The organism is Microbacterium sp. 22303, assembly GCF_052045265.1.
Classification (GTDB): Bacteria; Actinomycetota; Actinomycetes; order Actinomycetales; family Microbacteriaceae; genus Microbacterium.
This window is the reverse complement of sequence record NZ_JBQEOQ010000003.1, coordinates 147,902-174,569: the sequence shown is the minus strand read 5'-3', so window position 1 is coordinate 174,569 and position 26,668 is coordinate 147,902. Positions and strand designations below refer to the sequence as shown.

General features: G+C 69.3%; 26 protein-coding genes. 14 read left to right on the top strand and 12 right to left on the bottom strand.

All coding sequences use genetic code 11. The features are described from left to right. Positions 1-37 precede the first annotated feature (37 nt). The 6 genes from ACTJI8_RS10335 to sdhC form a co-directional block, all read right to left on the bottom strand. Entirely contained in the window at positions 38-931 is an 894-nt protein-coding gene (locus tag ACTJI8_RS10335) for an exodeoxyribonuclease III (RefSeq protein ID WP_440733349.1), read from the bottom strand. A gap of 10 nt (positions 932-941) precedes the next feature. Beyond that, the gene (locus tag ACTJI8_RS10330; protein WP_440733348.1) at positions 942-2,204 is read right to left on the bottom strand and encodes a YihY/virulence factor BrkB family protein; all 1,263 of its coding nucleotides are present in this window, start codon (positions 2,202-2,204) and stop codon (positions 942-944) included. 86 nt (positions 2,205-2,290) lie between these two features. Next, the gene (locus ACTJI8_RS10325) at positions 2,291-3,061 is read right to left on the bottom strand and encodes a succinate dehydrogenase iron-sulfur subunit (RefSeq protein ID WP_440733347.1); all 771 of its coding nucleotides are present in this window, start codon (positions 3,059-3,061) and stop codon (positions 2,291-2,293) included. Further along, positions 3,061-4,887 carry a succinate dehydrogenase flavoprotein subunit gene (gene sdhA, locus ACTJI8_RS10320; protein ID WP_440733346.1) on the bottom strand — a complete coding sequence of 609 codons (1,827 nt, stop codon included), beginning with the start codon at positions 4,885-4,887 and terminating at the stop codon, positions 3,061-3,063. The genes ACTJI8_RS10325 and sdhA overlap by 1 nt, the downstream gene beginning before the upstream one ends. A gap of 69 nt (positions 4,888-4,956) precedes the next feature. Beyond that, positions 4,957-5,412: a succinate dehydrogenase hydrophobic membrane anchor subunit gene (locus tag ACTJI8_RS10315; protein WP_440733345.1), complete on the bottom strand. Its 456-nt coding sequence runs from the start codon at positions 5,410-5,412 to the stop codon at positions 4,957-4,959. Continuing rightward, positions 5,412-5,846 carry a succinate dehydrogenase, cytochrome b556 subunit gene (sdhC, locus tag ACTJI8_RS10310; RefSeq protein WP_440733344.1) on the bottom strand — a complete coding sequence of 145 codons (435 nt, stop codon included), beginning with the start codon at positions 5,844-5,846 and terminating at the stop codon, positions 5,412-5,414. The genes ACTJI8_RS10315 and sdhC overlap by 1 nt, the downstream gene beginning before the upstream one ends. 181 nt (positions 5,847-6,027) lie before the next feature. Between sdhC and ACTJI8_RS10305 the strand changes: the two genes are divergently transcribed. From ACTJI8_RS10305 to ACTJI8_RS10240, 14 genes are all read left to right on the top strand, one after another. Continuing rightward, the gene (locus ACTJI8_RS10305) at positions 6,028-6,843 is read left to right on the top strand and encodes an aldo/keto reductase (protein WP_440733343.1); all 816 of its coding nucleotides are present in this window, start codon (positions 6,028-6,030) and stop codon (positions 6,841-6,843) included. Positions 6,844-6,879: 36 nt separating this feature from the next. Continuing rightward, positions 6,880-7,995: a mannose-1-phosphate guanylyltransferase gene (locus tag ACTJI8_RS10300; RefSeq protein WP_440733342.1), complete on the top strand. Its 1,116-nt coding sequence runs from the start codon at positions 6,880-6,882 to the stop codon at positions 7,993-7,995. A gap of 211 nt (positions 7,996-8,206) precedes the next feature. Next, on the top strand, positions 8,207-9,319 hold the full coding sequence (locus tag ACTJI8_RS10295; protein WP_440733341.1) for a BMP family lipoprotein: 1,113 nt from the start codon (positions 8,207-8,209) through the stop codon (positions 9,317-9,319). Positions 9,320-9,432: 113 nt separating this feature from the next. After that, positions 9,433-10,947 carry an ABC transporter ATP-binding protein gene (locus ACTJI8_RS10290; RefSeq protein WP_440733340.1) on the top strand — a complete coding sequence of 505 codons (1,515 nt, stop codon included), beginning with the start codon at positions 9,433-9,435 and terminating at the stop codon, positions 10,945-10,947. Further along, on the top strand, positions 10,944-12,302 hold the full coding sequence (locus ACTJI8_RS10285) for an ABC transporter permease (protein ID WP_440733339.1): 1,359 nt from the start codon (positions 10,944-10,946) through the stop codon (positions 12,300-12,302). Before ACTJI8_RS10290 ends, ACTJI8_RS10285 begins: the two co-directional genes overlap by 4 nt. Next, positions 12,299-13,585 (top strand): ABC transporter permease, encoded by a 1,287-nt coding sequence (locus tag ACTJI8_RS10280; protein ID WP_440733338.1) that lies wholly within the window; start codon positions 12,299-12,301, stop codon positions 13,583-13,585. Before ACTJI8_RS10285 ends, ACTJI8_RS10280 begins: the two co-directional genes overlap by 4 nt. Before the next feature lie 10 nt (positions 13,586-13,595). Then, on the top strand, positions 13,596-13,991 hold the full coding sequence (locus ACTJI8_RS10275; protein ID WP_440733337.1) for a cytidine deaminase: 396 nt from the start codon (positions 13,596-13,598) through the stop codon (positions 13,989-13,991). After that, positions 13,988-15,283, top strand: coding sequence for a thymidine phosphorylase (locus tag ACTJI8_RS10270; RefSeq protein WP_440733336.1), 1,296 nt, complete (start codon positions 13,988-13,990; stop codon positions 15,281-15,283). The genes ACTJI8_RS10275 and ACTJI8_RS10270 overlap by 4 nt, the downstream gene beginning before the upstream one ends. 98 nt (positions 15,284-15,381) lie before the next feature. Continuing rightward, entirely contained in the window at positions 15,382-16,497 is a 1,116-nt protein-coding gene (locus ACTJI8_RS10265; RefSeq protein WP_440733335.1) for an adenosine deaminase, read from the top strand. Further along, a complete protein-coding gene (locus ACTJI8_RS10260) occupies positions 16,490-17,368 on the top strand; it encodes a carbohydrate kinase family protein (protein ID WP_440733334.1) in 879 nt (292 codons plus the stop codon). Before ACTJI8_RS10265 ends, ACTJI8_RS10260 begins: the two co-directional genes overlap by 8 nt. Next, positions 17,355-17,768, top strand: a complete 414-nt coding sequence (locus ACTJI8_RS10255) for a DMT family transporter (protein WP_440733333.1) — start codon at positions 17,355-17,357, stop codon at positions 17,766-17,768. The genes ACTJI8_RS10260 and ACTJI8_RS10255 overlap by 14 nt, the downstream gene beginning before the upstream one ends. Then, entirely contained in the window at positions 17,765-18,085 is a 321-nt protein-coding gene (locus ACTJI8_RS10250; protein ID WP_440733332.1) for a DMT family transporter, read from the top strand. The genes ACTJI8_RS10255 and ACTJI8_RS10250 overlap by 4 nt, the downstream gene beginning before the upstream one ends. Before the next feature lie 39 nt (positions 18,086-18,124). Further along, positions 18,125-18,562, top strand: a complete 438-nt coding sequence (locus tag ACTJI8_RS10245) for a VOC family protein (protein WP_440733331.1) — start codon at positions 18,125-18,127, stop codon at positions 18,560-18,562. Positions 18,563-18,675: 113 nt separating this feature from the next. Next, positions 18,676-20,343 (top strand): serine hydrolase, encoded by a 1,668-nt coding sequence (locus ACTJI8_RS10240; RefSeq protein WP_440733330.1) that lies wholly within the window; start codon positions 18,676-18,678, stop codon positions 20,341-20,343. Positions 20,344-20,364: 21 nt separating this feature from the next. On the opposite strand, the gene ACTJI8_RS10235 is transcribed toward ACTJI8_RS10240, so the two are convergent. The 6 genes from ACTJI8_RS10235 to ACTJI8_RS10210 form a co-directional block, all read right to left on the bottom strand. Then, positions 20,365-21,318, bottom strand: a complete 954-nt coding sequence (locus ACTJI8_RS10235) for an NAD-dependent epimerase/dehydratase family protein (RefSeq protein WP_440733329.1) — start codon at positions 21,316-21,318, stop codon at positions 20,365-20,367. A gap of 100 nt (positions 21,319-21,418) precedes the next feature. Then, positions 21,419-22,762: a flavin-containing monooxygenase gene (locus ACTJI8_RS10230; RefSeq protein WP_440733328.1), complete on the bottom strand. Its 1,344-nt coding sequence runs from the start codon at positions 22,760-22,762 to the stop codon at positions 21,419-21,421. Between the two features lie 33 nt (positions 22,763-22,795). Then, positions 22,796-23,383, bottom strand: coding sequence for a GNAT family N-acetyltransferase (locus tag ACTJI8_RS10225; protein WP_440733327.1), 588 nt, complete (start codon positions 23,381-23,383; stop codon positions 22,796-22,798). Positions 23,384-23,435: 52 nt separating this feature from the next. Then, complete coding sequence (locus ACTJI8_RS10220; protein ID WP_440733326.1) at positions 23,436-24,584, bottom strand: mannitol-1-phosphate 5-dehydrogenase; 1,149 nt, start codon at positions 24,582-24,584, stop codon at positions 23,436-23,438. Beyond that, positions 24,584-25,015, bottom strand: a complete 432-nt coding sequence (locus ACTJI8_RS10215; RefSeq protein ID WP_440733325.1) for a PTS sugar transporter subunit IIA — start codon at positions 25,013-25,015, stop codon at positions 24,584-24,586. Before ACTJI8_RS10215 ends, ACTJI8_RS10220 begins: the two co-directional genes overlap by 1 nt. 36 nt (positions 25,016-25,051) lie before the next feature. Further along, on the bottom strand, positions 25,052-26,647 hold the full coding sequence (locus tag ACTJI8_RS10210; protein WP_440733324.1) for a PTS mannitol transporter subunit IICB: 1,596 nt from the start codon (positions 26,645-26,647) through the stop codon (positions 25,052-25,054). Between the last annotated feature and the right edge of the window lie 21 nt (positions 26,648-26,668).

Below are 26,668 nucleotides of genomic sequence, written 5' to 3'. Positions count from 1 at the left end.
GCCTCGACGACAGCGCGGCGAGGCACCGGGCGGCAGCTCAGTACGTGTAGTCGACGATGACCGGAGTGTGGTCGCTCCAGCGCTCGGCGTAGGTGGCGGCGCGTGCGACGCGGTAGTTCGTCGCCCGTGCCGCGAGAGGTGCCGTGGCGAGGTGGTAGTCGATGCGCCAGCCGGAGTCGTTGTCGAAGGCCTGGCCGCGCATCGTCCACCAGGTGTACGGGCCGGCGACCTCGCCCGCAGCGACGCGTCCCACATCGACCCAGCCGAGGCCCTTGCCGTCGCCCTCCGCCACGAAGGGGCGCGTGTCGCTGAGCTGGCCCACCATTCCCCGGCCGATGCCCTCCTGACCGATCGCAGGTTCCCCCGCGGCGCCGAGGAAACGGTCGAAGTACGCACGCTCGCGCGCGAGGAAGCCGGCCTTCTTGACGTTGCCCTTCCAGTTCAGGATGTCGAGGGGCCGATGCCCGACGTTGAGATCGCCCGTGACGAGCGAGAGGGCGTCGTCTGCACCCAGCTCGCCCATGCGCGTGGTCATCGCGTCGAGGAACTTCCACTTCTCGTCCTGCTTGGGGGTGTCCGCCTCACCGCTGTGCACGTAGGCGCTGACGACCGTGAGCGGGACGCCACCGAGATCGAAGTCGGCCTCGAGCCAGCGGCCCTTCGAGTCGAAATCCTCGGGTCCGAGCGCAGTCCGCGATGCGGTCGCCGGGATCCGGCTGAGCACGGCGACGCCGGCGCGGCCCTTCGCCGTGGCTTCGTCGTGCAGGATCGACCAGCCGGGGAACGCCTGCTCCAGGTGCTCGTCCTGCGCGCGCACCTCCTGCAGGGTGAGGACATCGACGTCGGCGGCGTCGAGCCAGCCATGCATTCCGTTGCGGACCGCGGCGCGGATCCCGTTGACGTTGACCGTGGCGATACGCAGGTGGGGCATGGTCTCCAGCCTAACGAGCGCCTCCGACATCGCTTCCCACGTCCGGGGTGCGACGACGCGGCCGTGCTTCGGTCGGCGCATCGGTGCGCGGTTCACTGCGGCGCGGGCCCTCCAGCAGCAGCCCGAGCAGGCCCTCCTCGTCATCAGCGGGCGCTGCCGCCGCCTGCTCGGCGAGCGCATCGCCCCAGTCGTCGTGAGCCTCGCGCACCGCGCGGGCCGTCGCGGCACGGCGCCACCACGGTGCGGCGTCGTGCGCCTGCTCGGCCCGGCGCACGCGCACCTCGGCGGCCAGAACGAGGGCCGCGAGCTCCGCGCGGTGCGCGGCGTCCTCGTCGACCTCCTGGAGGGGCTGGTCGCGGTCCTCGGCCGTGAGCGCGATCCACGCCGCGGCGACCAGGATCACGACCGCCACCCAGCGGCACCAGAGCAGCATCGCGATGATCACGGCGAAGGTCGCCAGCAGCGGATTGCCCGGGGTGTGGGCGAGCAGCAGCCCGGCCCCGAGCTGCAGCACCACCACCGCGCCGCCGCCGAGCATCGCTCCGGGGAGGATGGTGCGCCAGGCGAGCCTGGTGCCGGTGAGGAACCGCACGAGCAGTGCGATCGCCGCGGAATCGATCGCGAACATGACCACGACCGACCCGGTCCGGGTGAGCAGGTCGAAGGCGGTGGCGCCGAGATGCCAGCCGAGCAGGTCGAGCACCTGCCGGAGCGCCCATACCCCGGCGAAGCCGAGCACCGATCCGACCAGCAGCGCCAGACCGAACAGGATCCCGGCGACGCCGTCGCGCAGCTTCAGCAGCATGAAGCTGCGGCCGTCGTAAGGCAGCCCGAAGATGTCGCGCACGGCGCGCCGGGTGAAGGTCACCGCGGTGATCCCGGTCCACGTGACGACGACGGCGGCGACGAGCCCCGTGATGCTCAGCACGCTGCTGGCTTCGGAGGCGAGCGACTGCACGTCATCGGGGTGGACGAGGCCGTGATCACTGATGATGCCGGGGATGTAGCTGTTCGCGATCGCGGTGAGGAGGGCGATCGCCCGTTCGCTGCCGCCGAGCCAGAGACCGGCCGAGGCGAACGCGATGTAGAGCAGCCCGAACACGGCGAAGAGGCCCTGGTAGCTCATGCCCGCGGAGAGCAGGAATCCGTTGCGCTGCAGGAACCGGCGCCATACCCGGATCGGGAACGCCCGCATTGTGCGGCGGGTGAGCGCGGCGGCGCGCTCGATCGGCGCCTCGAGTCGCGCTCTCAGCTCCGAATCGGATTCCGCCACGCACTCACCCTAGCGACCGGCTGACACGCGAAGAGGCGCCACCCGCAAGGGGTGGCGCCTCTTCGACAGGCTCGGGGACCGGCGGCTCAGGGACGGCCGCGCAGGACCGCCTGCTTGACCTCGGCGATCGCCTTGGTGACCTCGATGCCGCGGGGGCATGCCTCGGTGCAGTTGAAGGTTGTGCGGCAGCGCCACACGCCCTCCTTGTCGTTGAGGATGTCGAGGCGCACGTCGGCGGCGTCGTCGCGGGAGTCGAAGATGAAGCGGTGCGCGTTCACGATCGCGGCCGGGCCGAAGTACTGCCCGTCGGTCCAGAACACGGGGCACGACGAGGTGCACGCGGCGCACAGGATGCACTTGGTGGTGTCGTCGAAGATCGCGCGGTCGGCGATCGACTGCACGCGCTCCTTGCCCTTCTCCGGCTCGCTGGTCGCGAGCAGGAACGGCTTCACCTCGCGGTACGCCGCGAAGAACGGATCCATGTCTACGACGAGGTCCTTCTCCAGCGGCAGGCCCTTGATCGCCTCGACGTAGATCGGCTTGGAGATGTCCAGGTCCTTGATCAGCGTCTTGCAGGCGAGGCGGTTGCGGCCGTTGATGCGCATCGCGTCGGATCCGCAGATGCCGTGCGCACAGGAGCGACGGAACGTGAGGGATCCGTCGACCTCCCACTTGATCTTGTGCAGCGCGTCGAGCACGCGGTCGGTGGAGTACAGCTCCACGTCGTAGTCGACCCAGTGCGGCTCGCTGTCGACCTCGGGGTCGAACCGGCGGATGTTGAACGTGACGAGGAAGGACTGCACGCCCGTGTCTTCGACGACGGCCTCTGCGGCGGTTTCCGTGGCGACGGCGGACATCAGTACTTCCTCTCCATCGGCGGGTAGTTCAACTCGCCCTGCTCGTTCTTGGTGAACACGACCGGCTTCCAGTCGAGCTTGATGTGGTCGCTCGGCGTCGACGAGTGCGGGTCGCCGGTCAGGTACGCCATCGTGTGCTGCATGTAGTTCTCGTCGTCGCGCTTCGGGAAGTCGTCGCGCATGTGACCGCCGCGGCTCTCCTCGCGGTTCTGCGCGGCGTAGACGACGACCTCGGCGATGTCGAGGAGGAAGCCCAGCTCGACGGCCTCGAGCAGGTCGGTGTTGAACCGGCTGCCCTTGTCGTCGACGTGCACGTTCTTGTAGCGCTCGCGGAGCTCGGCGATCACGCCGAGCACGTGCTCGAGGGACTCGTGCGTGCGGAACACCTGCGCGCCCTTGTCCATCTCCTCCTGGAGCTTCTTGCGCAGGACTGCGATGCGCTCGGTGCCGGCGTTGTTGCGCAGGCCCTCGAGCATCTCCTTGACCGCGGTCTCCGGGGCCTCGGGGAGGGGCAGGAAGTCGGCGGTCTTGACGTACTCGACGGCGTTGCGTCCGCTGCGCTTGCCGAACACGTTGATGTCGAGCAGGGAGTTCGTGCCGAGACGGTTCGCGCCGTGCACCGACACGCACGCGCACTCGCCGGCCGCGTACAGGCCCGGGACGATCGTGTCGTTGTCGGCGAGCACCTCGCCGTTGTTGTTGGTCGGGATGCCGCCCATGGCGTAGTGCGCCGTCGGCATCACGGGGACCGGCTCGACGACCGGGTCGACGCCGAGGTAGGTGCGCGCGAACTCCGTGATGTCGGGGAGCTTCGTCTCCAGGACCTCGGCACCGAGGTGCGTGCAGTCCAGCAGCACGTAGTCCTTGTGCGGGCCGGCGCCGCGGCCCTCCGCGACCTCCTGCACCATGCAGCGGGCGACGATGTCGCGCGGCGCGAGGTCCTTGATCGTGGGGGCGTAGCGCTCCATGAAGCGCTCGCCCGAGGCATTGCGCAGGATCGCGCCTTCACCGCGCGCGCCCTCGGTGAGCAGGATGCCGAGGCCGGCCAGGCCGGTCGGGTGGAACTGGAAGAACTCCAGGTCCTCGAGCGGCAGGCCCTTGCGCCACACGATCCCGACGCCGTCGCCGGTCAGGGTGTGCGCGTTCGAGGTGGTCTTGAAGATCTTGCCGAAGCCGCCGGTCGCGAAGATCACGGCCTTGGCGTGGAAGACGTGCAGCTCGCCCGTGGACAGGTCGTAGGCGACGACGCCGGCGATGCCGGTCTTGCCCGCCTCGTCCTTCACCGTGATGAGGTCGAGCACGTAGAACTCGTTGAAGAAGTTGATGCCGAGCTTCACGCAGTTCTGGAACAGCGTCTGCAGGATCATGTGGCCGGTGCGGTCGGCGGCGTAGCAGGCCCGGCGAACGGGCGTCTTGCCGTGCTCGGCCGTGTGTCCGCCGAAGCGGCGCTGGTCGATCTTGCCCTCGGGCGTCCGGTTGAACGGCAGGCCCATGTTCTCGAGGTCGATGACTGCGTCGATGGCCTCCTTGGCGAGGATCTCCGCCGCGTCCTGGTCGACGAGGTAGTCGCCGCCCTTGACGGTGTCGAAGGTGTGCCACTCCCAGCTGTCCTCCTCGACGTTCGCGAGCGCCGCGGCCATGCCGCCCTGCGCCGCGCCCGTGTGGGAGCGGGTGGGGTAGAGCTTCGAGATCACCGCGGTCTTCGCGCCGGGGCCGGCCTCGATCGCCGCTCGCATGCCGGCGCCGCCGGCGCCGACGATCACGATGTCGAACTGATGGTGGTGCACGCCGTTCTTGACGACGGAATCCTGGGTCTCAGTGGTCACTGGTTCTGCCTATTCTCTGAGCTTGGTCGCCGCTGCCGCGGGGGAGCTGGTCTCGCCGTGGTCGCCGGGCTATTTGCCCAGCGCCTTGCAGGTGTCCCACATGGCGCCGCTCTCGAACACGCCGTTGCAGGGGTCGAAGGTGAACACGACGAGGGTGCCGAGCAGGACGAGGAGTGCGGTGGCCAGGCCGAGCACGACCAGCAGGGTCTTGCGGATGCCCGTGTGGCCGACGTAGTCGTTCACGACGGTGCGCATGCCGTTGGCGCCGTGGATGAGGGCCAGCCACAGCATCAGCACGTCCCACCACTGCCAGAACGGCGTGGCGTACTTGCCGGCGACGAAGGCGAAGTCCAGCGCGTGGATGCCCTCGCCGAGCATGAGGTTGACGAAGAGGTGGCCGAAGATCAGCACGACGAGCACGACGCCCGAGACGCGCATGTAGATCCAGCCCCACTTCTCGAGGTTGACGCCCTTGCTGCGGCGCGGGGCCGCCATGTGCTGGGTGGTGAAGACGTCCGCGGCCATCAGCTCGCACCTCCCACGTGAGAGAACACGTTGATCAGGTGGCGCGGCACGAAGCCGGCCAGCAGCACCAGCCAGAGGCCGATCACGACCCAGAACATCTGCTTCTGGTACTGGGCGCCCTTCGACCACACGTCGATGAGGATGATCCGCAGCCCGTTCAGCGCGTGGAACACGATCGCGGCGACGAGCACAGTCTCGCCGAGCCCCATGATCGGGTTCTTGTACGTGCCGAGGACCGCGTCGTACGCCTCCGGCGAGACCCGGATGAGCGACGTGTCGAGCACGTGCACCAGGAGGAAGAAGAAGATGGAGATTCCGGTGATGCGATGCAGAACCCAGGACCACATGCCTTCGCGACCCCGGTAGAGGGTGCCGCGCGGCGTCTTGGACGTGGTTTCCGCAATCGAAGGTGTCAAGCGCGTGCTTGCGGACACAGTCGTCCTCCCTGATCGATAGCGAAGGATCGCGGCGCGCAGGCGTCCGATCCCCCTCATCCTATTCCTGTCAGATGGCTGGGAGCGACGAAGGCGACCCTTAGCGATCATGCGGTTCTGCGATCGGAACCATGCATGGATGCGATCGTGGGCACGGCGACCGACGTCCTACCGTGAGGGCATGAGCATTCGCTTCCCGAACGGCGCCGTCGTCCCGAGCATCGGCATCGGCACCTGGAACGTCGGCGACGATCCGGCGCGACGGGACGAGGAGATCGCGGCGATCCAGGTGGGGCTCGACGCCGGTCTGCGCGTCGTCGACACGGCGGAGATGTATGGATCCGGCCGCTCCGAACGACGGGTGGGGGAGGCGATCCGCGGGCGGCGCGACGACGCGTTCCTGGTGAGCAAGGTGCTCCCGCATCACGCCGACGCGGCCGGGATCCGTCGAGCGGCGCACGACAGCCTCGCCCGGCTCGGCACCGACCGGCTCGATCTGTACCTGCTGCACTGGCGCGGGCCGGTGCCGCTCGAGGAGACCGTCGCCGCGTTCGAGGACCTGCGCGACGCCGGCGACATCCTGGACTGGGGCGTGAGCAACCTGGATCCGGACGACCTCGCCGAGCTTCCCGCGGGAGCCGCGACCGATCAGATCCTCTACAACCCGTCCCGCCGCGGGCCCGAGCTCGATCTGCTCCCGTTGCTGCGCCGCCGCGGGATTCCGGCGATGGCGTACTCGCCGCTCGAGCAGGCGCGTGTGCTCGGCGATCCCGTGCTCGCGGAGCTGGCTTCATCGATCGGGCTGACAGTGGCGCAACTGGTGCTCGCCTGGGTGATCCGCTCCGGAGACGTGCTGGCGATCCCCAAGGCGGGCGACGTCGCGCACGCGCGGGACAACGCCGCGGCAATCGACGTCGAGCTGCCCGCGGAGGTGCTCTCGGCGATCGATGCACGCTTCCCCGCCCCTGCCCGTCCGGTGCCGCTGGAGATGCTCTGAGCAGGTGGCGACGGGGCCCTCGCTACGCTGGATCCCATGCGCGAGCCGATCCCTGACTTCTACGCCGTCATCCCCGCCGGAGGCATCGGGAGCCGGCTGTGGCCACTGTCCCGGGCCGATGCGCCGAAGTTCCTTCACGATCTGACCGGATCCGGACAGTCGCTGCTGCGCGACACCTGGGACCGGCTGGAGCCGCTGACCGGCCCCGACCGGATCGCGGTGGTGACCGGGCGCGCGCACCGCGCTGCGGTGGAGGCGCAACTGCCGGGCATCGCCGACAAGAACGTGTTCCTGGAGTCCGAGCCGCGCGAGTCGGCGGCGGCGATCGGGCTCGCGGCAGCGATCCTGCACCGACGCGACCCAGATGTGATCATCGGATCCTTCAGCGCGGATCATGTCATCCGCGGCACCCGCGTGTTCGAGTTCGCCGTACGTGACGCCGTCGAGGTCGCGCGAGAGGGGTACATCGTCACGATCGGCATCACGCCGACAGAGCCGGCGGTCGGCTTCGGTTACATCAAGCAGGGGACGGAGCTCGAGATCGAGGGTGCGCGAGAGGCCGCCCTGGTGGATCGGTTCGTGGAGAAGCCCGACCTCGCCACGGCAAGGAAGTACGTCGCCGACCGCAGCTACCTCTGGAACGCGGGCATGTTCATCGCAAGGGCCGACGTGCTTCTGGCGGAGATCGAACTGCACCAGCCCGCCCTGTACGCCGGTCTCATGGAGCTCGCCGAGGCGTGGGATGACCGGGAGCGACGCGGACCCGCGGTGGATCGGGTGTGGCCGGCGCTGCCGAAGATCGCGATCGACTACGCGGTCGCCGAGCCGGCGGCCGAGCGCGGCCGGCTGGCCGTGGTGCCGGGCCACTTCGACTGGGACGACGTGGGGGACTTCGCCTCGCTCACCAAGCTCATCCTTAACGGCCGCAAGAACGATCTCGCCGTGCTCGGCGCTTCCGCCCGAGTGCTGTCGGACGCGGCGAGCGGGATCCTGGTCAGCCAGACGTCTCGGGTGATCAGCCTGGTCGGCGTTCAGGACATCGTGGTGGTGGACACCCCGGACGCGCTGCTCGTGACGACCATCGAGCACGCGCAGCGGGTGAAGGGCGTGGTCGAGTCGCTCAAGCTCACCGGGCGCGGCGACGTGCTCTGAGGCCCCCGCGATCATCGGCAGATGCGCACGGGCCTGCACGAAAGCGGGGATGACCCGGGTGCTCTGCTCATATGAGCATGGACGAGCGCATGTGATCTCATGTTTGTAACCATTGACTCCAGCGACACGGACGAGGATGCCCGATCTTCGTCATAGTCGGTAACTTTCAAGTGACCCGCGATGGCCGCGGGCTCGTTTTCTGGAGGCCCGTGTGACCATCACCAAGAAGCTGATCGGCGCGACCATCGCCGCCGGTGTCATCGTCGCCCTCGCAGGTTGCGGATCCGCTCCTGCTCCGGCGAGCTCGAGCGGCGGTGCCAAGCCGGCCGACGCGAACTTCAAGCCCTGCCTCGTCTCCGACAGCGGCGGCTTCAACGACAAGTCCTTCAACGAGTCGGCCAAGATCGGCATGGACAAGGCGGCCAAGACCCTCGGCGTGAAGGCTCTCGAGGTCGAGTCGAAGTCGGACAACGACTACAAGAGCAACATCGACTCGCTGATCTCCGGCAAGTGCACCATGATCATCGGCGTCGGCTTCAAGCTCGACGCCGCGATCTCCACCGCCGCGCAGGCGAACCCGAAGATCAACTTCGGCATCATCGACTCGCTGGCCGACACCAACAACGACGGCAAGCCGGACGCGCCGAACATCAAGCCGATCCTCTTCGACACCGCCCAGGCCGCGTACCTCGGCGGCTACGCCGCGGCGGCATGGTCGGCGCAGGAGGGCGCCAACAAGGTCGGCACCTTCGGCGGAATGAAGATCCCGCCGGTGACGATCTTCATGGACGGCTTCGTCGACGGCGTCAAGAAGTACGACGAGGACAAGGGCGGAAACGTCGCCTCGGTCGGCTGGGACAAGGCCGCGCAGGACGGTTCGTTCACCGGCGCCTTCGCCGCGAACGACACCGCCAAGCAGACCGCGAACTCGATCCTGGGTCAGGGCGTCGACGTGATCTTCCCGGTCGGCGGTCCGATCTACCTCTCGGCCAGCGCTGCGATCAAGGACAGCGGCAAGAAGACGGTCATGCTCGGCGTCGACTCCGACCTCGCCGCGGCTGACCCGTCCGTCGCCGACCAGATCCTGGTCTCGGTCATGAAGCGCATCGACGACGCGGTCAACACCACGGTCCTCGACGCTGCCAAGGGCAGCTTCGACCCGACCCCGTACGTCGGCACGCTCCAGAACAACGGCGTGGGCCTGTCCTCGTTCCACGACTTCGAGAGCAAGCTCCCGAAGGGCCTGACCGACGAGCTGAAGGCGCTGCAGGACAAGATCATCAAGGGCGACATCAAGGTCGAATCGGCCGCGTCCCCGAAGTAACCCCCTCTGACGCGGGGCGCTCCGATCCCGCCATCGTCGCCGACCGGCGCGATGGCGGGATCCGGCGCCCCGCGCTCTTCTTGAGTCCCCCCTTCCCGGATAGGGTCACAGTTATGAAGCTCGAGCTCCGCGGCATCACCAAGCGCTTCGGATCCCTGGTCGCCAACGACCACATCGACGTGGTCGTCGAACCTGGCGAGATCCACGCCCTGCTGGGCGAGAACGGGGCCGGCAAGTCGACCCTGATGAACGTGCTCTACGGCCTGTATCAGGCCGACGAGGGCGAGATCCTGCTCGACGGCGTGCCGCAGCACTTCCGCGGCCCCGGCGATGCGATGGCGGCCGGCATCGGCATGGTGCACCAGCACTTCATGCTCATCCCGGTGTTCACCGTCGCAGAGAACGTCATGCTCGGGCACGAGCAGTCCAAGGCGCTCGGCGTGCTGGACATCGCGGCGGCGCGCGATCACGTGCGCGAGGTCGCCTCGCGGTTCGGGTTCGAGGTCGATCCGGACGCGATCGTGGGGGACCTGCCGGTCGGCGTGCAGCAGCGCGTGGAGATCATCAAGGCTCTGAGCCGTGACGCGAAGGTGCTCGTGTTCGACGAGCCGACCGCGGTGCTCACCCCTCAAGAGACCGACGAGCTCATGGAGATCATGAAGCAGCTGCGCGACGAGGGCACAGCGATCGTGTTCATCACGCACAAGCTTCGCGAGGTTCGCGCGATCGCCGACAAGATCACCGTGATCCGTCTGGGCCGGGTGGTCGGCGAGGCCGACCCGAAGTCCTCGAACACCGAGCTCGCCTCGATGATGGTGGGGCGCGCGGTCGAGCTGACGGTGCACAAGGATCCGCCCAGGATCGGCGAAGGCGGGCTGCACGTCAAGGGCCTGCGTGTGATCGCGCCGGACGGCGTCGTCGTGGTCGACGACATCAGCTTCGATGTGCGCCCGGGCGAGGTGCTGGCCGTCGCCGGCGTGCAGGGCAACGGGCAGACCGAGCTGGCCGAGGCGATCATGGGACTGGGCGCGCGCTCTACCGGATCCATCTCGCTCGACGGCATGGAGCTGATCGGCCGCAACGTGCACCAGGTGCTCGAGGCCGGCGTCGGGTTCGTCCCGGAGGACCGCAACGAGGATGGTCTCGTGGGCGCATTCTCCGTCGCGGAGAACCTCATCCTCGACCGCTCCGATGACCCCGCCTTCACCCGCTTCGGGACCATCATGCGCGGCGTGCTCGACACGTTCGCGAAGGAGCGCATCGTGGAGTTCGACATCCGCACGCAGGGACCGGGCCAGGCGGCTGGATCCCTGTCGGGCGGCAACCAGCAGAAGGTCGTCATCGCGCGCGAGCTCAACCGCGACCTCAAGCTGCTGCTGGCCTCGCAGCCCACGCGCGGCGTGGACGTCGGATCCATCGAGTTCATCCACAAGCGCATCGTCGAGACCCGCGACTCCGGCATCCCGGTGATCGTGGTGTCGACCGAACTGGACGAGGTCACCGCCCTCGCCGACCGCATCGCGGTCATGTACCGCGGCCGCATCGTCGGCATCGTCCCGGGGGACACCCCGCGCGACGTGCTCGGCCTGATGATGGCCGGCGAGAACCCCACGGAGGCAGCCGCATGAGCAACGAATCCGCGCCCACCTCCGGCACGCCGGCACCCGAGCCCGCGCCCAGCGCGGACGGCGGTCCGGTCGCGCCCGCACCTCAACCGCCGATGACCCGCAACATCCAGGAGATCCCGGTCTCGAACCGTGTGCTCCGGGAGATCCTGCGCGGGAGCGCGGTCACCACGGTGCTGGCGATCCTCCTGGCGCTCATCGTCGGCGGGGTGCTGATCGCCGTCACCAACCCCGATGTGCAGGCGGCGGCCGGGTACTTCTTCGCGCGTCCCACCGACACGCTGGGCGCCGCCTGGAGCGCAGTGATCGGCGCCTATTCCGCGCTGTTCAACGGATCGATCATCGACTTCGGAGCCAGCGACTTCTGGTCCGCCGTGAAGCCGCTCGGCAACACGATCTCCTTCGCCGCGCCGCTCATCGCCGCCGGCCTCGGCATCGCGGTGGCGTTCCGCGTCGGCCTGTTCAACATCGGCGCCCGCGGCCAGATGCTCATCGCCTGCGCGGCGGCGGCGCTCGTGACGTTCCAGCTGAACCTGCCTGCGATCATCCAGATCCCGCTCACCCTGATCGTCGGCATCGCCGCTGGGGCGCTCTGGGGCGGGCTCGTGGGCCTGCTGAAGGCACGCACCGGTGCGCACGAGGTCATCCTCACGATCATGCTCAATTACGTCGCGTTCTACTTCGTGACGTGGATGGTGCAGGTGCCGCAGCTGCTGCAGCGGCCTGGTCAGATTCAGCCGATCTCCCGGCCCACCCCTCCGAGCGCGATTCTGCCCAAGCTCCCCGGACTCGACCTGATCGACTGGGGCTTCCCGATCGTGATCGTCGCGACGCTGTTCGTGTGGTGGTTGGTCGAGCGGTCCGGTCTCGGCTTCCGGATGCGGGCCGTGGGGGAGAACCCCAATGCGGCACGGGCCGCGGGGATCAGCGTTCCGCGCGTCTACATCTACGCGATGCTGTTCTCCGGGGGACTTGCGGGCCTGGCCGGCATGTTCCAGATCCAGAGCACGATCACGAGCGGCTTCGACGGCGGCATCGACGCCGGTATCGGCTTCACCGCCATCACGGTGGCGCTGCTCGGGCGCAGCCGTGCGTGGGGCACGTTCTGGGCCGGACTGCTGTTCGGCGCGCTGAAGGCGGGTTCGTTCCCGATGCAGGCGCTGCAGTCGATCCCCGTCGACATCGTGCTCGTGGTGCAGTCGCTGATCGTGCTGTTCATCGCGGCGCCGCCGCTGATCCGCACCATCTTCTTCCTGCCCAAGGACGACTCGGAGCGCTCGCAGCGTTCCAAGGCGCGGATCGCGCGCCGGGCGGCCAAGAACTCCGATTCCTCCGACACGAAGGCGGCGGCAGCATGAGCACCTCCCTCACCTCGGCACCCGTGCTCGACGCGCCCACCGTCGTCAAGGTCCGCTCGCTGAAGGTCCCGATCACGCTGCTGGCGATCGTCGCCCTGCTCGGGCTGCTGTTCCTGTTCGTGCCCCGCTACGGGACCACGACGTTCCGCCTGTCCGAGGCGAGCGCAGTGATCCGCCTCGGCGACGTCGCCGTCCCCGCGGGACCGGTGCTCTGGACCACGTGGGTGATCGCAGTAGGACTCGGCGTGCTGGCACTGATCGCCGCGCTGCAGTACCGGAAGATCCCCCTGTGGGTGCCGATCGTGTACGCGGTGCTCGCGATGACCGCGTTCCTCACCTGGGCGGGTGCGGGTGCAGCGGGCGCGATCACGCTCACCGGCCTGCTCGGAGGATCCATCTCGCTCGCGGTGCCGCTCGTCTTCGGCGCCCTCGCCGGGGTGATCGGCGAGCGCGCCGGTGTCGTCAACGTCGCGATCGAGGGACAGTTCCTGCTCGGCGCATTCACGGCGACGATCCTCGGCTCTCTCACGCACAACCCGTTCGTGGGTCTCATCGGTGCGATGCTGGGCGGCATCCTGATCTCGCTCGTGCTGGGCGCGTTCGCGATCAAGTACCTCGTCGACCAGGTCATCGTCGGCGTGGTCCTCAACGTCTTCGCCTCGGGCCTGACCGGCTTCCTGTATCAGGGCGTGCTCGCGCCGAACGCGCAGACGCTGAACAGCCCCACCCGGTTCTCGCTGATCAAGATCCCGGTCCTGGGCGATATCCCCGTGATCGGCCCTGCTCTGTTCAACCAGACCTTCCTCGTCTACCTGATGTACGTCGTGGTCGCGCTGGTGGCCTGGGGCATGTACCGCACCCGCTGGGGCCTGCGCGTGCGCGCCGTCGGCGAGCACCCGCACGCGGCGGACACCGTCGGCATCAAGGTGAACCCGACGCGGTTCTGGAACCTGCAGCTCGCCGGTGCGATCGCCGGCATCGGCGGCGCCTACTTCACCCTGGTCTCGGTGCCGCAGTTCACCAAGGACATGACGGCGGGGCTCGGTTTCATCGCGCTCGCCGCGGTGATCTTCGGGCGCTGGGATCCGGTGCGGGCGGCGCTCGCTGCGCTGCTGTTCGGTTTCGCGACGAACCTGCAGAACCTGCTCGCGGTGCTGCGCACGCCCATCCCCGGCGAGTTCATGCTGATGCTGCCGTACGTGGTGACGATCCTCGCAGTCGTCGGGTTCGTGGGGCAGATCAAGGCCCCCGCGGCCGACGGCAAGCCGTACATCAAGTCCTAGGAGGGCGTTCATGGACATCGACTGGGATGAGCTGCGCCGCGTCGCCGACGAAGCACAGCACAAGGCTTACGCGCCGTATTCGCACTACCGCGTGGGCGCTGCCGCGCTCGTCGACGACGGCCGGATCGTCTCCGGCTGCAACGTCGAGAACGCCTCCTACGGCGTCACGCTGTGCGCCGAGTGCGCGATGGTGGGCGATCTGTTCATGTCGGGCGGAGGGCGCCTCGTCGCGTTCCTCTGCGTGAACGGCGAGGGCGACACGATCATGCCGTGCGGCCGCTGCCGGCAGCTGCTGTACGAGCACTCCGCGCCGGGGATGCTGCTGGAGACGGTGTCCGGGATCAGAACCATCGACGAAGTGCTGCCCGACGCGTTCGGGCCGAGAGATCTGGAGAACGTCCGATGAGTGCGGTCGAGCCTTTCGATGCGGTGGATGTCATCCGCGCCAAGCGCGACGGCGGGACCGTGCCCGAGCCGGCGCTGCGGTGGATGGTCGACGCCTACACGCGCGGCTACGTCACGGATCCGCAGATGGCGTCGTTCGCGATGGCGGTGTTCCAGCGCGGCATGGAGCGCGACGAGATCCGCGTGCTCACCGACGCGATGATCGCGTCCGGGGAGCGGATGAGCTTCGCCGCCCTCGGTAAGAAGACCGTCGACAAGCACTCCACGGGCGGCGTGGGAGACAAGATCACGCTCCCGCTGGCCCCGCTCGTGGCCTGCTTCGGCGTGGCGGTGCCGCAACTGAGCGGCCGTGGCCTCGGCCACACCGGCGGCACCCTGGACAAGCTCGAATCGATCCCCGGCTGGCGAGCCGCGCTCAGCAACGAGGAGATGTTCGCGCAGCTGCAGGGTGACGTCGGCGCGGTGATCTGCGCGGCCGGATCCGGTCTCGCTCCCGCCGACAAGAAGCTCTATGCGCTGCGCGACGTCACCGGCACGGTCGAGGCGATCCCGCTGATCGCCTCGAGCATCATGTCCAAGAAGATCGCCGAGGGCACCGACGCACTGGTGCTGGACGTGAAGTTCGGATCCGGCGCCTTCATGCAGGACATCGATCGCGCTCGCGAACTCGCCCGCACCATGGTGGCGCTCGGCACCGACTCCGGTGTGCAGACCACCGCACTCCTCACGGACATGAACGTGCCGCTGGGCCTCGCGATCGGCAATGCGAACGAGGTCCGCGAATCGGTCGAGGTGCTCGCCGGAGGCGGCCCCGCGGACATCCGCGAGCTCACGATCGCGCTCGCCCGGGAGATGCTGGCGCTCAGCGGACAGCCCGACGCCGACGTGGAGAAGGCGCTGGACGACGGCCGCGCGATGGACTCGTGGAAGGCCATGATCCGGGCGCAGGACGGCGACCCCGACGCGGCTCTGCCGACCGCACGCGAGACGCACACCGTGACCGCCGCATCGGACGGATTCGTGACCCGCATGGACGCGCTGCCGTTCGGCATCGGCGCCTGGCGCCTGGGAGCGGGCCGCGCCCGCGCGGAGGACGCGGTGGTGTTCGCCGCGGGCATCGACCTGCACGTGAAGCCCGGCGATGCCGTGCGCGCCGGCGACCCGGTGTTCACGCTGTCCGCCGACGACGCGGCGCGGTTCGACCGTGCGCTGGAGGCGGTGGACGGCGCGTGGGAGATCGGCGCAGAGCACATCGAGCGCGCGCCCCTCGTGCGCGAGCGCATCACGGCCTAGGCTGATTCCGGGCGCGGCGTCTGCGCGGCGCCCTGTCCGGTTCCTCTCGGAACATCCCTGACGATTCCCATCGATCGACCGCTGAGGAAGGATCTGTCATGCCCATCGACGCGAACGGCGACCTGGAGGTCGAGGGTCTGTCCCTCCGGAGCCTCCCCAAGGTCTCGCTGCACGATCACCTCGACGGCGGAGTGCGCCCCGCCACGATCATCGAGCTCGCCGACGCGGCAGGGATCGAACTGCCGCACACCGACCCGACCGGGCTCGCGATGTGGTTCCGCACTCAGGCGTCGGCCGGATCCCTGGTCGATTACCTGAAGACGTTCGACGTCTCCCTCTCCGTGATGCAGAGCGCGGAGAACCTGCGCCGCATCTCGCGCGAGTTCGTCGAGGACCTGGTGCGCGACGGCGTCGTGTACGGCGAGGTGCGCTGGGCGCCCGAGCTGCACCTCGCGAACGGACTCAGCCTGCAGCAGGCGGTCGACGCCGTGCAGGACGGCATCGACGAGGCGGAGGACGCCGCGGAGAGCCGGGGCAAGAGCATCCGGGTGGGACAGCTGCTCTCCGCGATGCGGCAGACCGAGCGTGTGCGAGAGATCGCCGAGCTCGCCGTCGCCAACAGGGATCGCGGCGTGGTCGGCTTCGACACCGCGGGCCCCGAGGCGGGGTACCCGTCGTCGCGCTACCGGGAGACCTTCGAGTACCTGGCCGGGCAGATGTTCCCCACGACCGTGCACGCGGGCGAGGCTGCGGGACCGGACTCGATCCGCTCCGCGCTGGTCGACGGTCGCGCGCTGCGCCTCGGTCACGGCGTGCGGATCGCCGAGGATCTGGAGATCGTCAATCGCGACGGCGAGGAGGTGCAGGTCCGCTTCGGCGATCTGGCGCGCTGGGTGCGCGATCGGGAGATTCCGCTCGAGCTCTCGCCGTCGTCCAACCTGCAGACCGGCGCGATCGCCGCCTGGGGGACCGAGTTCGCGGACCATCCGTTCGATCTGCTCTACCAGCTGGGCTTCGCGGTGACCGTGAACGTCGACAACCGCACGATGAGCGCGACCTCGCTGACGCGGGAGATGGCGCTGCTCGTCGACGCGTTCGGCTACGACCTCGAGGACCTCGAGTCCTTCCAGTTCAACGCCGCCGCCGGTGCGTTCCTCCCCGTCGAGGAGCGGGAGGAGCTGGTCGAGCTGATCGCCGAGGGCTTCGATGAGTGAAGACCCCGATGCGGGGCGGGTCGCCGTCGTCGGGGCGGTGTCGTGGAACACGATCGTGCTGCTGGACCGGTTGCCGGAGCCGACGCCGCACATGCAGTTCGCGGAGGCGGACTGGCAGACGGTCGGCGGAACGAGCGCCGGCAAGGCGCTGAGTCTGCACGGACTCGGGCGCGCCGTGTCCCTGCGCGCGCGGGTCGGCCGCGACGCGGCGGGACTGCGGATCCGCGATGCGCTCGGAAGAGCCGGGGTGCCCCTGCTGGGCCTCCGTGAGGCCACCGTCTCCGAACGCCATCTGAACCTCATGACGGATGCCGGCGAGCGGGTCTCGGTGTTCCTGTCATCGCCCGAGCTCGCCCCGGGGTGGGAGGACCTCGCCGGCGATGAGCCCGCGCTCGCCGGCGCCGCCGCGATCGTGCTCGACCTCTCCGCCGAGGGGCTCGCCGCGATCGACGAGGCGCGCACGGCCGGGGCCCCGATCTGGGTCGATCTGCACGACTACGACGGAACCGCGACGTTCCACCGGCCATTCGTCGCCGCTGCGGACGTGATCTTCTGCAACGCCGACCGGCTTTCGGATCCCGAGGGCTTCCTGCGCGACTGCATCGACGCGGGGGCCTCCCTCGCCGTCTGCACGCTCGGGGCCGACGGCGCGATCGCCGTCGATGGCGAAGGCGCGCTGCATCGCGTGGCGGCGGTGCCGGTCGACGTCGTCGACACCAATGGCGCCGGCGATGCCTTCTTCGCCGGCGTGCTCGATGCGACGCTGGCGGGCCATGCGGTGGACGACGCGCTGGCGGCCGGCGCCGCGAACGCCGCGCGGACGCTGCGCTCCCGGCATCTGCACCCGCTGCTCGACGATGTCCTCGCCTGAGCCGGCGGGCCAGGCCCCTGATGCCGGGGCCGGTGGTCGTCACCTGCCCAGCGCCTGGCCGCCCCTGCTGCTCGCGATCGTGTTGGAGGTCAGTGCGACGCTCAGCCTGCGAGCGGTGTCGACGGGCGGATCCTGGTGGTGGCTGTGCGTGGTCGTGCTCGGGTACGGCGGGTCGTTCTGGCTGCTCGGGATCGTGCTCACCCGCGGAATGCCCGTGGGCGTGGCCTACGGCATCTGGTCCGCGATCGGCGTGGCGCTCACCGCGCTCGCTGCGGCGGCGCTGTTCGCCGAGGCGCTGAGCCCGCTCTCCCTCGTCGGGCTCGGGGTGATCATCGCCGGCGTGCTGCTCGCCGAGTTGGGCACCAGGCACGCCCGCGGAGATACCGGGAGCGCCTCATGACCTGGCTGCTGCTGCTCGGCGCGATCGCCTCCGAAGTGACCGCCACCCTGAGCCTGCGCGCCTCCGAGGGCTTCCGCCGCCGTCGCCACATCCCGGCCATCGTCCTGGGCTACCTGGCCTCTTACGTGCTGCTGGGTGCGGTGCTGGCGCTGGGCATGCCGGTCGGCATCGCGTACGCGGTCTGGGCGGCGCTCGGCGTCGCCGCCACCGCCGTCCTCGGGCGCGTCCTGTTCCGCGATCACATCTCGGTCATGACCGCGATCGGTCTCGCCGTGATCGTGGGCGGCGTGATCCTGGTCGAAGCCGGCGCGCACTGACGCCGGGGCCCACGGACCGGGCGGCGTAGAGTGCGAGGCATGGCCATCCGCATGGACAACGTCGGCATCGCCGTCCGGGACCTCGAAGCGACCATCTCCTTCTTCACCGACCTCGGCCTCACCGTGCTGGGACGCGACACCGTCTCGGGCGAATGGGCAGACATCGCCGTCGGGCTCGACGGCAATCGCGCGAGGATCGCGGTGCTGCAGACGCCGGACGGGAACGGGCGCGTGGAGCTGTTCGAGTACTTCCACCCCGACGCGATCGAGACCGAGCCGACGCTCCCGAACGAGATCGGCATGCACCGCATCGCGTTCGCCGTCGACGACATCGACGAGGCGCTCGCGATCGCCGCCCGGCACGGCTGCTTCCCGCTGCGGGGCGTGGCGAACTATCAGGACGTGTACAAGCTGACCTACCTCCGCGGACCCAGCGGCATCCTGGTGATGTTCGCCCAGGACCTGCGGGCATCCTGACAAGCGGCGGAAGTCGACGGGAACGAATCGGTCTCAGCACGCGGTGACATCTTGCCCCGCGTGTTCCGCGCTCGCTAGCCTCACCGAGGGGGGGTCGCGAGAAGAGGAGCGGCATGGCGCCCGCAAGGAACAGGACCGGTGCTGCGCGCCGGGGATCGCCGTTGATCGCCGCCTCGGTGACACTGCTGATGGTCGGTGCCGTGGCGGGGTGCTCGGCGCCGCCGCAGGGCGGACAGTCGGTGCACGTGCAGACCGGGGCGGCGCCGAACCAGGACGTGATGCCGCTGTACACCGATCGCGCGACCGCCGTCGCCGCCGCACTGAAGAAGCTCCCGGCGCACGTCGCCGACGCGCTCAAGCGCACCGGTGTCCCCGGCGCCACGGTCGCCGTGGTCTCGAAGGGGAAGACCGTGTATGAGGGGGCGTTCGGAGTGCGTGACAAGCGCACCGGAGCCCCGGTCGACGTCAACACACTGTTCATGATCGCGTCGATGTCGAAGCCGATCTCGGCCACGATCGTCGCGCGGGCGATGACCGAGGATCCGAGCATCACCTGGAGCACCCCGATCAAGGATCTGATGCCGTCTATGACGTTCAACGATCCGTACGTCACGGCGAACGCGACGATCGGCGACGCCTTCGCGCACCGCACCGGCATCCCGACCGGCGGCGGCGATGAGCTCGAAGATCTCGGCTTCGACCGCGACTACATCCTGGCGCACCTGAACCAGATCCCGCTCGCGCCCTTCCGCACGACGTACCAGTACTCGAACTTCGGGCTCACCACCGGCGCGGTGGCCGTCGCCGCCTCCCGGCACGAGACCTGGGAGCAGACGGCGAAGGAGCTGCTGTTCGACCCGCTCGGGATGACCTCCACCACCTCCTCGCATGCCGAGTTCCTCGCCACGCGCGACCGGGCCGTGCAGCACGCGCGGATCGGGGCGGGCGACTTCGAGCCGCTGTTCGACCGCGACCCCGATGCGGAGGCGCCGGCCGGCGGCGTGGCGTCGACGGCGGGGGACGTGGCCAAGTGGATGGCGGTGGTCCTGGACGACGGCAAACTCGCCGGAAAGGACTTCATCGATCCCGCGCCGCTCACCCAGGCGTTCTCGGCGCAGATCGTGAACTCCCGGAACAGCGCGCTCGACCAGCGGCCCGGGCACTACGGATTCGGCAGCAACGTCGGGTCGGGCGCCGGCGGACGGGTCGTGCTGAGCCACTCCGGCGGGTTCGAGCTCGGTACCGCGACCGCCGAGGCGATGGTCCCGGATCTCGACCTGGGCATCGTCGTGCTCACGAACGGGGCGCCCATCGGCGTGCCGGAGGCGGTGAACCAGCAGTTCCTCGACGATGTGCTCTACGGCGCGCAGACGCGCGACTGGGTGAAGGCGTACGGTGGCGTCTTCGCGCATTACAACGCTCCTGTCGGCGACCTGGCCGGCGAGAAGCCGCCGGCCGGCGCTGCGCCGCAGGCACCGGACGCCGACTATGTCGGCACCTACACGAGCCCGTACCTCGGCACCCTCACGATCACGTCCTCCGGCGGAAAGCTGCACGGGGCGATGGGGCCCACGGGCGGTTACACGTTCGACATCGACCCGTGGAACGGGGACACGCTGTCCTTCGCGCCGACGGGGGAGGGGGCGCCTCCGGGTTCCCTCTCCTCGGCCGTGTTCACCCGTGCGGGCGGCGCCGTGCACGGCGTGACACTGGCGTACTTCGACAAGTTCGCGCAGGTGCCGCAGCCGTCGGGCCTCGGGGTGTTCACGAAGACCGGCTGAAGGGCGCCCGCGTCGTGACGGTCAGTCGGCGTGCACGACGTCCGGGTGCGTGCGCAGGTACTCCTCGAACGCCTCGGCCGAGGTGAGTCGCGGCGTGTAGCCGAACTCGTGCTTCAGGCGATCGTTGCGCAGCACCGGCCGGTATCGCAGGAAGCGGATCTTCTCCGGACCGTGCTGCGTCAGGCGCAGGGCGCTGCCGACCGCGAGGGCTATCGCGAGGAGCGGCGCCGGGATCGTCAGCAGCGGCTTGCGCAGCCGACGAGCGATCTGCGGGACGGTCAGAGCCCCGTCGCCCGCCACGTTGTAGATGCCGGCGGGCCCGGCGCCCAGCGCCGCACGCACCATCGCCGCGGCCACGTCGTCGACCCAGACGAACACGAAGGGGGAGTCGGATCCGGCGATGTGCAGGATCCGCTTCGCATCCCACAGTGCGGTGATCTGGTTGCGCACGGTGGGTCCCAGGATCGTGCCGATCCGGAAGACGACCTGCTCCAGCGCCGGATGCGTGGTGCGCGCAGCCGCGAGCATCTCCTCGACCATGCGCTTGTGCCGCGAATAGGGGAACTCGTCGTTGCCGCGCAGCGCGTCGGTCTCGTCGATCCAGTCCGGATTGTCGGGATGGTATCCGTACGCGGCGCCCGAGCTCGAGACCACGAGGCGGCGCACACCGGACTCGACGCATGCGGCCAGCACATTGGAGGAGCCCTGGACGTCGACGCGGAACTCGCCCTGCACGTCGCGGCCGGGGTTGACGATCGCGGCGAGGTGCACGACCGTGTCGACGCGATGTCGGCGCAGCAGTTCGGGCAGCCCGAGCGGATCCGTGACGTCCACGGAGACCGAGACGACACCGGGCACCTCGGATTCGCGGAGGTCGCCGCAGATCACGACGTCGACATCGGGGTGGTCGGTGAGGAGGCTGGTGACCCTGGTGCCGAGGAAGCCGGCGCCGCCGGTGACCATGACGCGTCTCATCGCTCTCCTGCCCGGACGGCTCGGCGGGAGGCATCGCCGGTGCGCGATCCCGTGCGGCGCGTGGTGTGCATGCCCCAGAGCGTAGCGACACATTCGAAGGTCATCGCCTTGCTCTCCCCGATGCGGTCGGCGCCGGGCCGTCGGCCAGGGCGGCCTTCTCGGTGCGCACGGCGCGCCGGTAGGCGTCCTTGTTGACGTAATACGACATGCGCGCGAGTCCGAGGTAGCGGTATCCGCCGGTGAGGTCGGGCCAGGAGCCGGTCGCGACCCGCTCCCGGAACGCGGCGGCGCGGGCCGGATCCGCGCTCTCCGCGGCGAGGTACGCGGCGATCAGCTCGGCCTGCTCGTAGCGGCCCTGCCAGCCGATGCCGCTGGCCTCGATCATGCCCATCATGTACAGGCCGTTGAACGACGGTGGGAACACGTTCAGGAACAGCCGGGGCGAGGCACCCGTCCAGTTCAGGTGCTCCCGGTCGACGAACGGGTAGTCCAGGGCGTAGCCGGTCGCGAGCAGGACGAGGTCGTAGTCGCCTGCCGTGCCGTCGCGAAAGCGCACGGTGCGTCCGTCGAACCGATCGACGTCTGCGCGGATCCGCAGATCGCCCTGACCGAGATGGTTCAGCACGAGGGTGTTCACGATGGGGTGCGACTCGTAGATGCGGTAGTCGGGCTTGGGGAAGCCGAAGCGCACGGGGTCGCCGGTGAACGCCCGCAGCACCCGGGAGTCGATCGCCTGCTTGAGGCGTGCCGGCAGAGGCCTGCCCTGGTTGAGGGTGTCGCTGGGGCGGCCGAAGAGGTAGCGCGGCACGAAGTAGTAGCCGCGACGCACGCTCATGTCGACGCCGGCCGCGTGGTGCACGGCGTCCACCGCGATGTCGCAGCCGGAGTTGCCGGCGCCGATGATGAGCACCCGCCTGCCGGCGAGTTGCGCCGGATCCTTGTAGGCGCTGGTGTGCATGATCTCTCCCGTGAACTCTCCGGGGAAGGCCGGGACGTTCGGTGCGGCGAGCGTGCCGTTCGCGAGGATGACGCCGTCGTGGCGCCGGACGACGGACTCGGTCCCGCCGTCGTCGCCCCGTGCCGTGGCGTGCAGGATCCAGCCGTCGCCGTCGCGCTCTAGTCGGTCCACCCTGATGCCGAACCGGAACCGCTCACGCAACCCGAAGGCGTCGGCGTACTCGTCGAAGTACCGCTTGAGCACGCGATGGCCGGGGTAGTCGACGTCGCTGTCCATCGGGAATTCGGTGAACTCCGTCGTGGTGCGTGACGAGATCAGGTGCGCCGAGGAGTACACGGTGCTGCGAGGGTTCGTGATGTCCCAGAGCCCGCCGACGCCGTGCGAGGCCTCGTATCCTGTGGCGTCGATGCCGGCCTTCTGCAGTGCGCGCATGACGGCGAGTCCGGAGGGGCCGGCGCCGATCACGGCATATGACTTCGTCGTCATGCTCTCCTCATTCGCGCGCGGCGTGCCGGGTGCTCAGCGCCGACGATCGAGCCGCGCGTCGAGGCTGTTGCGGACCGCGGGCCACTCGTGGGGGAGGATCGAGTACACCACCGTGTCGCGGAAGGCGCCGTCGGCCCCGATGCGGTGGTTGCGCAGGATCCCGTCCAGCTTCGCCCCGAGCCGCTCGATCGCCGCGCGGGACTGCCGGTTGTGGAAGTGCGTGCAGAACTGCACGCGGATCGCGTCGCAGTGCTCGAAGGCGTGCCCCAGCAGCAGGCGCTTGGCGGATGGGTTCACGGCCGTGCCGTGCACCTCGGGCGACAGCCACGTGTAGCCGATCTCGACGGTGCGGTTCGGCTGGTCGATGTCGCAGAACGTCGTCATGCCGACCGCGCGCCCGGTGTCCAGCCGCACGATCGCGAACGGGTTCATGGCGCCCTCGGCGGCCAGCCCACGGCGACGGGCGATCTCCGTGGGCACGCCTTCGGCGGACGGAACGGACGTATACCAGCGGTCCTCGAGCCCTGCGGTCGCGGCGGCGAGATCGTCGGCGTGCTCGGGGGCGAGCGGCTCCAGTCGGACGAAGTCGTTCTCGAGGGTGACGGGGGCGAGGAAGTCCATGGCTCGAGCGTATCCGGCGGCGAGATCTGTCCCGGACCGCAGGGCGCTGTTGCTACCGGTCCTGGTGACGGGCGACCTCGTCGCGCACGGCTGCGAACAACGGATGCCCGGCGTCGAGACCGGTCACCTCGACGGTGAAAGCGTCGGCGTCCAGGGTGCGCAGCAGCTCCTGCAGCCGAACGGCCTCCTCGTCCTCGGGCGCGTCGAAGGAGAGCGCGGCGCCGACCGCGGCGACGAGCGCCGCCGTGCCGAGGCCGCGCTCGGCGGCCTGTGCCGCCGGGCCGATGAACCGCTCGTGCCGGGAGAGCTTGCGCAGCGGCTGCCGGCCGACCCGGCGCACCGTATCGGGGAGGAGGGGGTTGCGGAACCGGTCCAGGATCTTCGCGCGGTACTCGGCGAGCTCGGCCGGATCCAGCCCGTGCACCGCGGACAGCACGCTCGACGTCTCCTGCAGTGCCGCCTCGACGGCCGCTGCGGTCGCGTGATCCTCGAGTGCCTCGGCGATCGTGATCGCGCCGGCGCGCTCGCCAAAGTACGCGGTCGCGGCGTGACCCGTGTTGACGGTGAACAGTTTGCGCTCGATGTACGGGGCGAGATCGGCCACGAGATGGGCACCCGGGATGTGCGGCGGGTCGTCGCCGAACGGCCCGCTCTCGATGGCCCACTCGAAGTAGGGCTCGACCGTCACGTCCACGCCCTGACCGGGCGCCTGCGCCGGGACGATCCTGTCGACGGCGGTGTTCGCGAAGACCGCGCGGGCGAGGAGGGCGGGTGCGTCCTCGCCCGCCGCGGTGGCGATCTCCGTGCGCAGCAGATCGGTGGCGCCGATCGCGTTCTCGCACGCCATGATCTGCAGCGGAGCCCGGCCCGCATCGCGCAGTCGCAGCCCCGCCACGATCGTCGGCGCTACGAACCGCAGTACGGTCGCCCCGACCGCGGTCGTGACGACGTCGGCGGTCGCGACGGCGGAGGCCGCCGCCTCGGGATCGGTGCGGCTGTCGACCGCACGGTAGCCCGTGACGACGTGGTCGACGCCCCCGGGACCCGCCTCGTGCACGGTGTACTCCGGCGCCGCGTTGATCGCGTTCACGAGATCGGCGGCCACGTCCGAGAACACCAGGTCGTACCCGCCCTCGTGCAGCAGCAGGCCGACGAAGCCGCGGCCGATGTTGCCCGCGCCGAAGTGCACCGCGACGGGCATCAGCCGTTCACCTCCGCGAGCATGCCGTACAGCTCTTCTGCGGACCCTGCGACGGTGAGGCGGGCGACGTCATCCTCGTCGGAGAACAGGATCGCGATCTGCGACAGGATCTCCAGGTGCTCGTCGCCGCGCCCGGCGATGCCGATCACGAACGTCGCGGGGTCTCCTGCCCAGTCCACGCCGCCGTCGTAGCGCACGACGCAGAGCGCGGAGGCGAGGATCTCGTTCTTGGCCTCGTTCGTGCCGTGCGGGATGGCGAGTCCGTTGCCCATGTACGTCGACACGGTCTGCTCGCGCTGCCGCATGGCGTCGAGGTAGGCGGGCGTCACCGCGCCGGCCGCGACCAGGAGGCCCGCCGCCTCCTGCAGCGCCTCCTCCTGGGTGGCGGAACCGGTGTGGATACGGACGCGATCGGGGGTCAGGATGCTCATCTCGGGATTCCTCTCGTTCGGTTCTCGCGGTCGGGATCAGGCGTCGCCGTCGTGCTGCTTGCGGACGAGCTCGACGACCTCGTCGTACTTCGGCGAGTTCATGAAGTTGTCGACGGAGACGTGCGTCGCCTCGCCGTTGCGCGCCCTGGCGCGGTCGGTCAGCTGCTGCTGGGTGACGATGAGGTCCTCCGTGCCGTCGAGGTTCGCGATGGCCTTGTTCGTGACATCGACGTCGGCGATGCCGGCCTTCTTGAACTTGTTGCGCAGCACGCTCGCGCCCATCGCGGAGGAGCCCATGCCGGCGTCGCACGCGAAGACGATGGTGGAGATCCGGCGATTCGTGGCGACGGCGGACGGCGCGGACGCGGTCTGCTGGCGCAGTCCCGCGAGCGCTGCCGACTCCTTGCCCTTGTTCGCCTCGGTCTGCGCGATCGCCGCGGCGAGATCGCCGGCGCCCTCGGTGGCGAGATCACGACGACGGGTGCGCAGCAGGAACACGGCCGAGACCAGGAACGAGACCGTGGCCGCAAGCACGACGGACAGATACACGACGAGCAGATTCCCGACTCCGGCCGGAGCGGCGGCGAGCGTGACGGCGATGATCGATCCCGGTGCGGCGGGGAACTTCAGACCGCCGCCGAAGATCGCGTTCGTCGCCACGCCGGTCATGCCTCCGGCGATCGCGGCCACGAGCAGGATCGGCTTCATGAGCACGTACGGGAAGTAGATCTCGTGGATGCCGCCGAAGAACTGGATGATGATCGCGCCCGGCGCGGTCGCCTTCGCCTCGCCGATGCCGAAGAAGGTGAAGGCCAGCAGGATGCCGAGTCCCGGGCCGGGGTTCGCCTCGATGAGGAACAGGATCGACTTCCCGGCCTGGCTCGCCTGCTGGATCCCCAGCGGCGTGAACACACCGTGGTTGATCGCGTTGTTCAGGAACAGCACCTTGGCGGGCTCGACGATGATCGAGAGCAGGGGGAGCAGGCCGTTCGCGACCAGCCAGGCCACGATCGTTCCGAGGAACGCGCTGACCGCGGAGATCACGGGACCGAATCCGAAGAAGCCGGCGATTGCGAGGATCATGCCGAGGATGCCCGCCGAGAAGTTGTTCACGAGCATCTCGAATCCGGGCCGGATCTTGCCGTCCCAGAGCCGGTCCATCTGCTTGGTGATCCAGCCGGCCAGCGGCCCCATGATCATCGCGCCGAGGAACATCGGGATCGTGGTGCCCACGATCACGCCCATGGTCGCGATCGTGGCGACCACGCCGCCGCGCTCGCGGTAGACCATCCGTCCGCCGGTGTTGGCGATCAGCAGCGGCAGCAGGTAGGTGATCATCGGCCCCACCAGACCCACGTACTGGCTGAACGTCTTGCCGTCGGGATCCTGCGCGAGGGTGGTCATCGCATGCTGCCAGCCAACCTTGCTGACGTCTCCGAATCCACCGAGCATGTCGGCGACGGGATGCCAGTTGCCCAGCCAGCCCACGGCGATGAAGAACGAGGTGATGAAGCCCCACGCGATGAACGCGGGGATGTTCGGCATGATCATGCCGGAGAGGAAGGTGCCGAAGCGCTGGACCGCGACGCGCGCGGATCCCGGCTGCTTGGCAGTTGTTGACGTCGTCGTCATGATGTGACTTTCTGTGTGTGT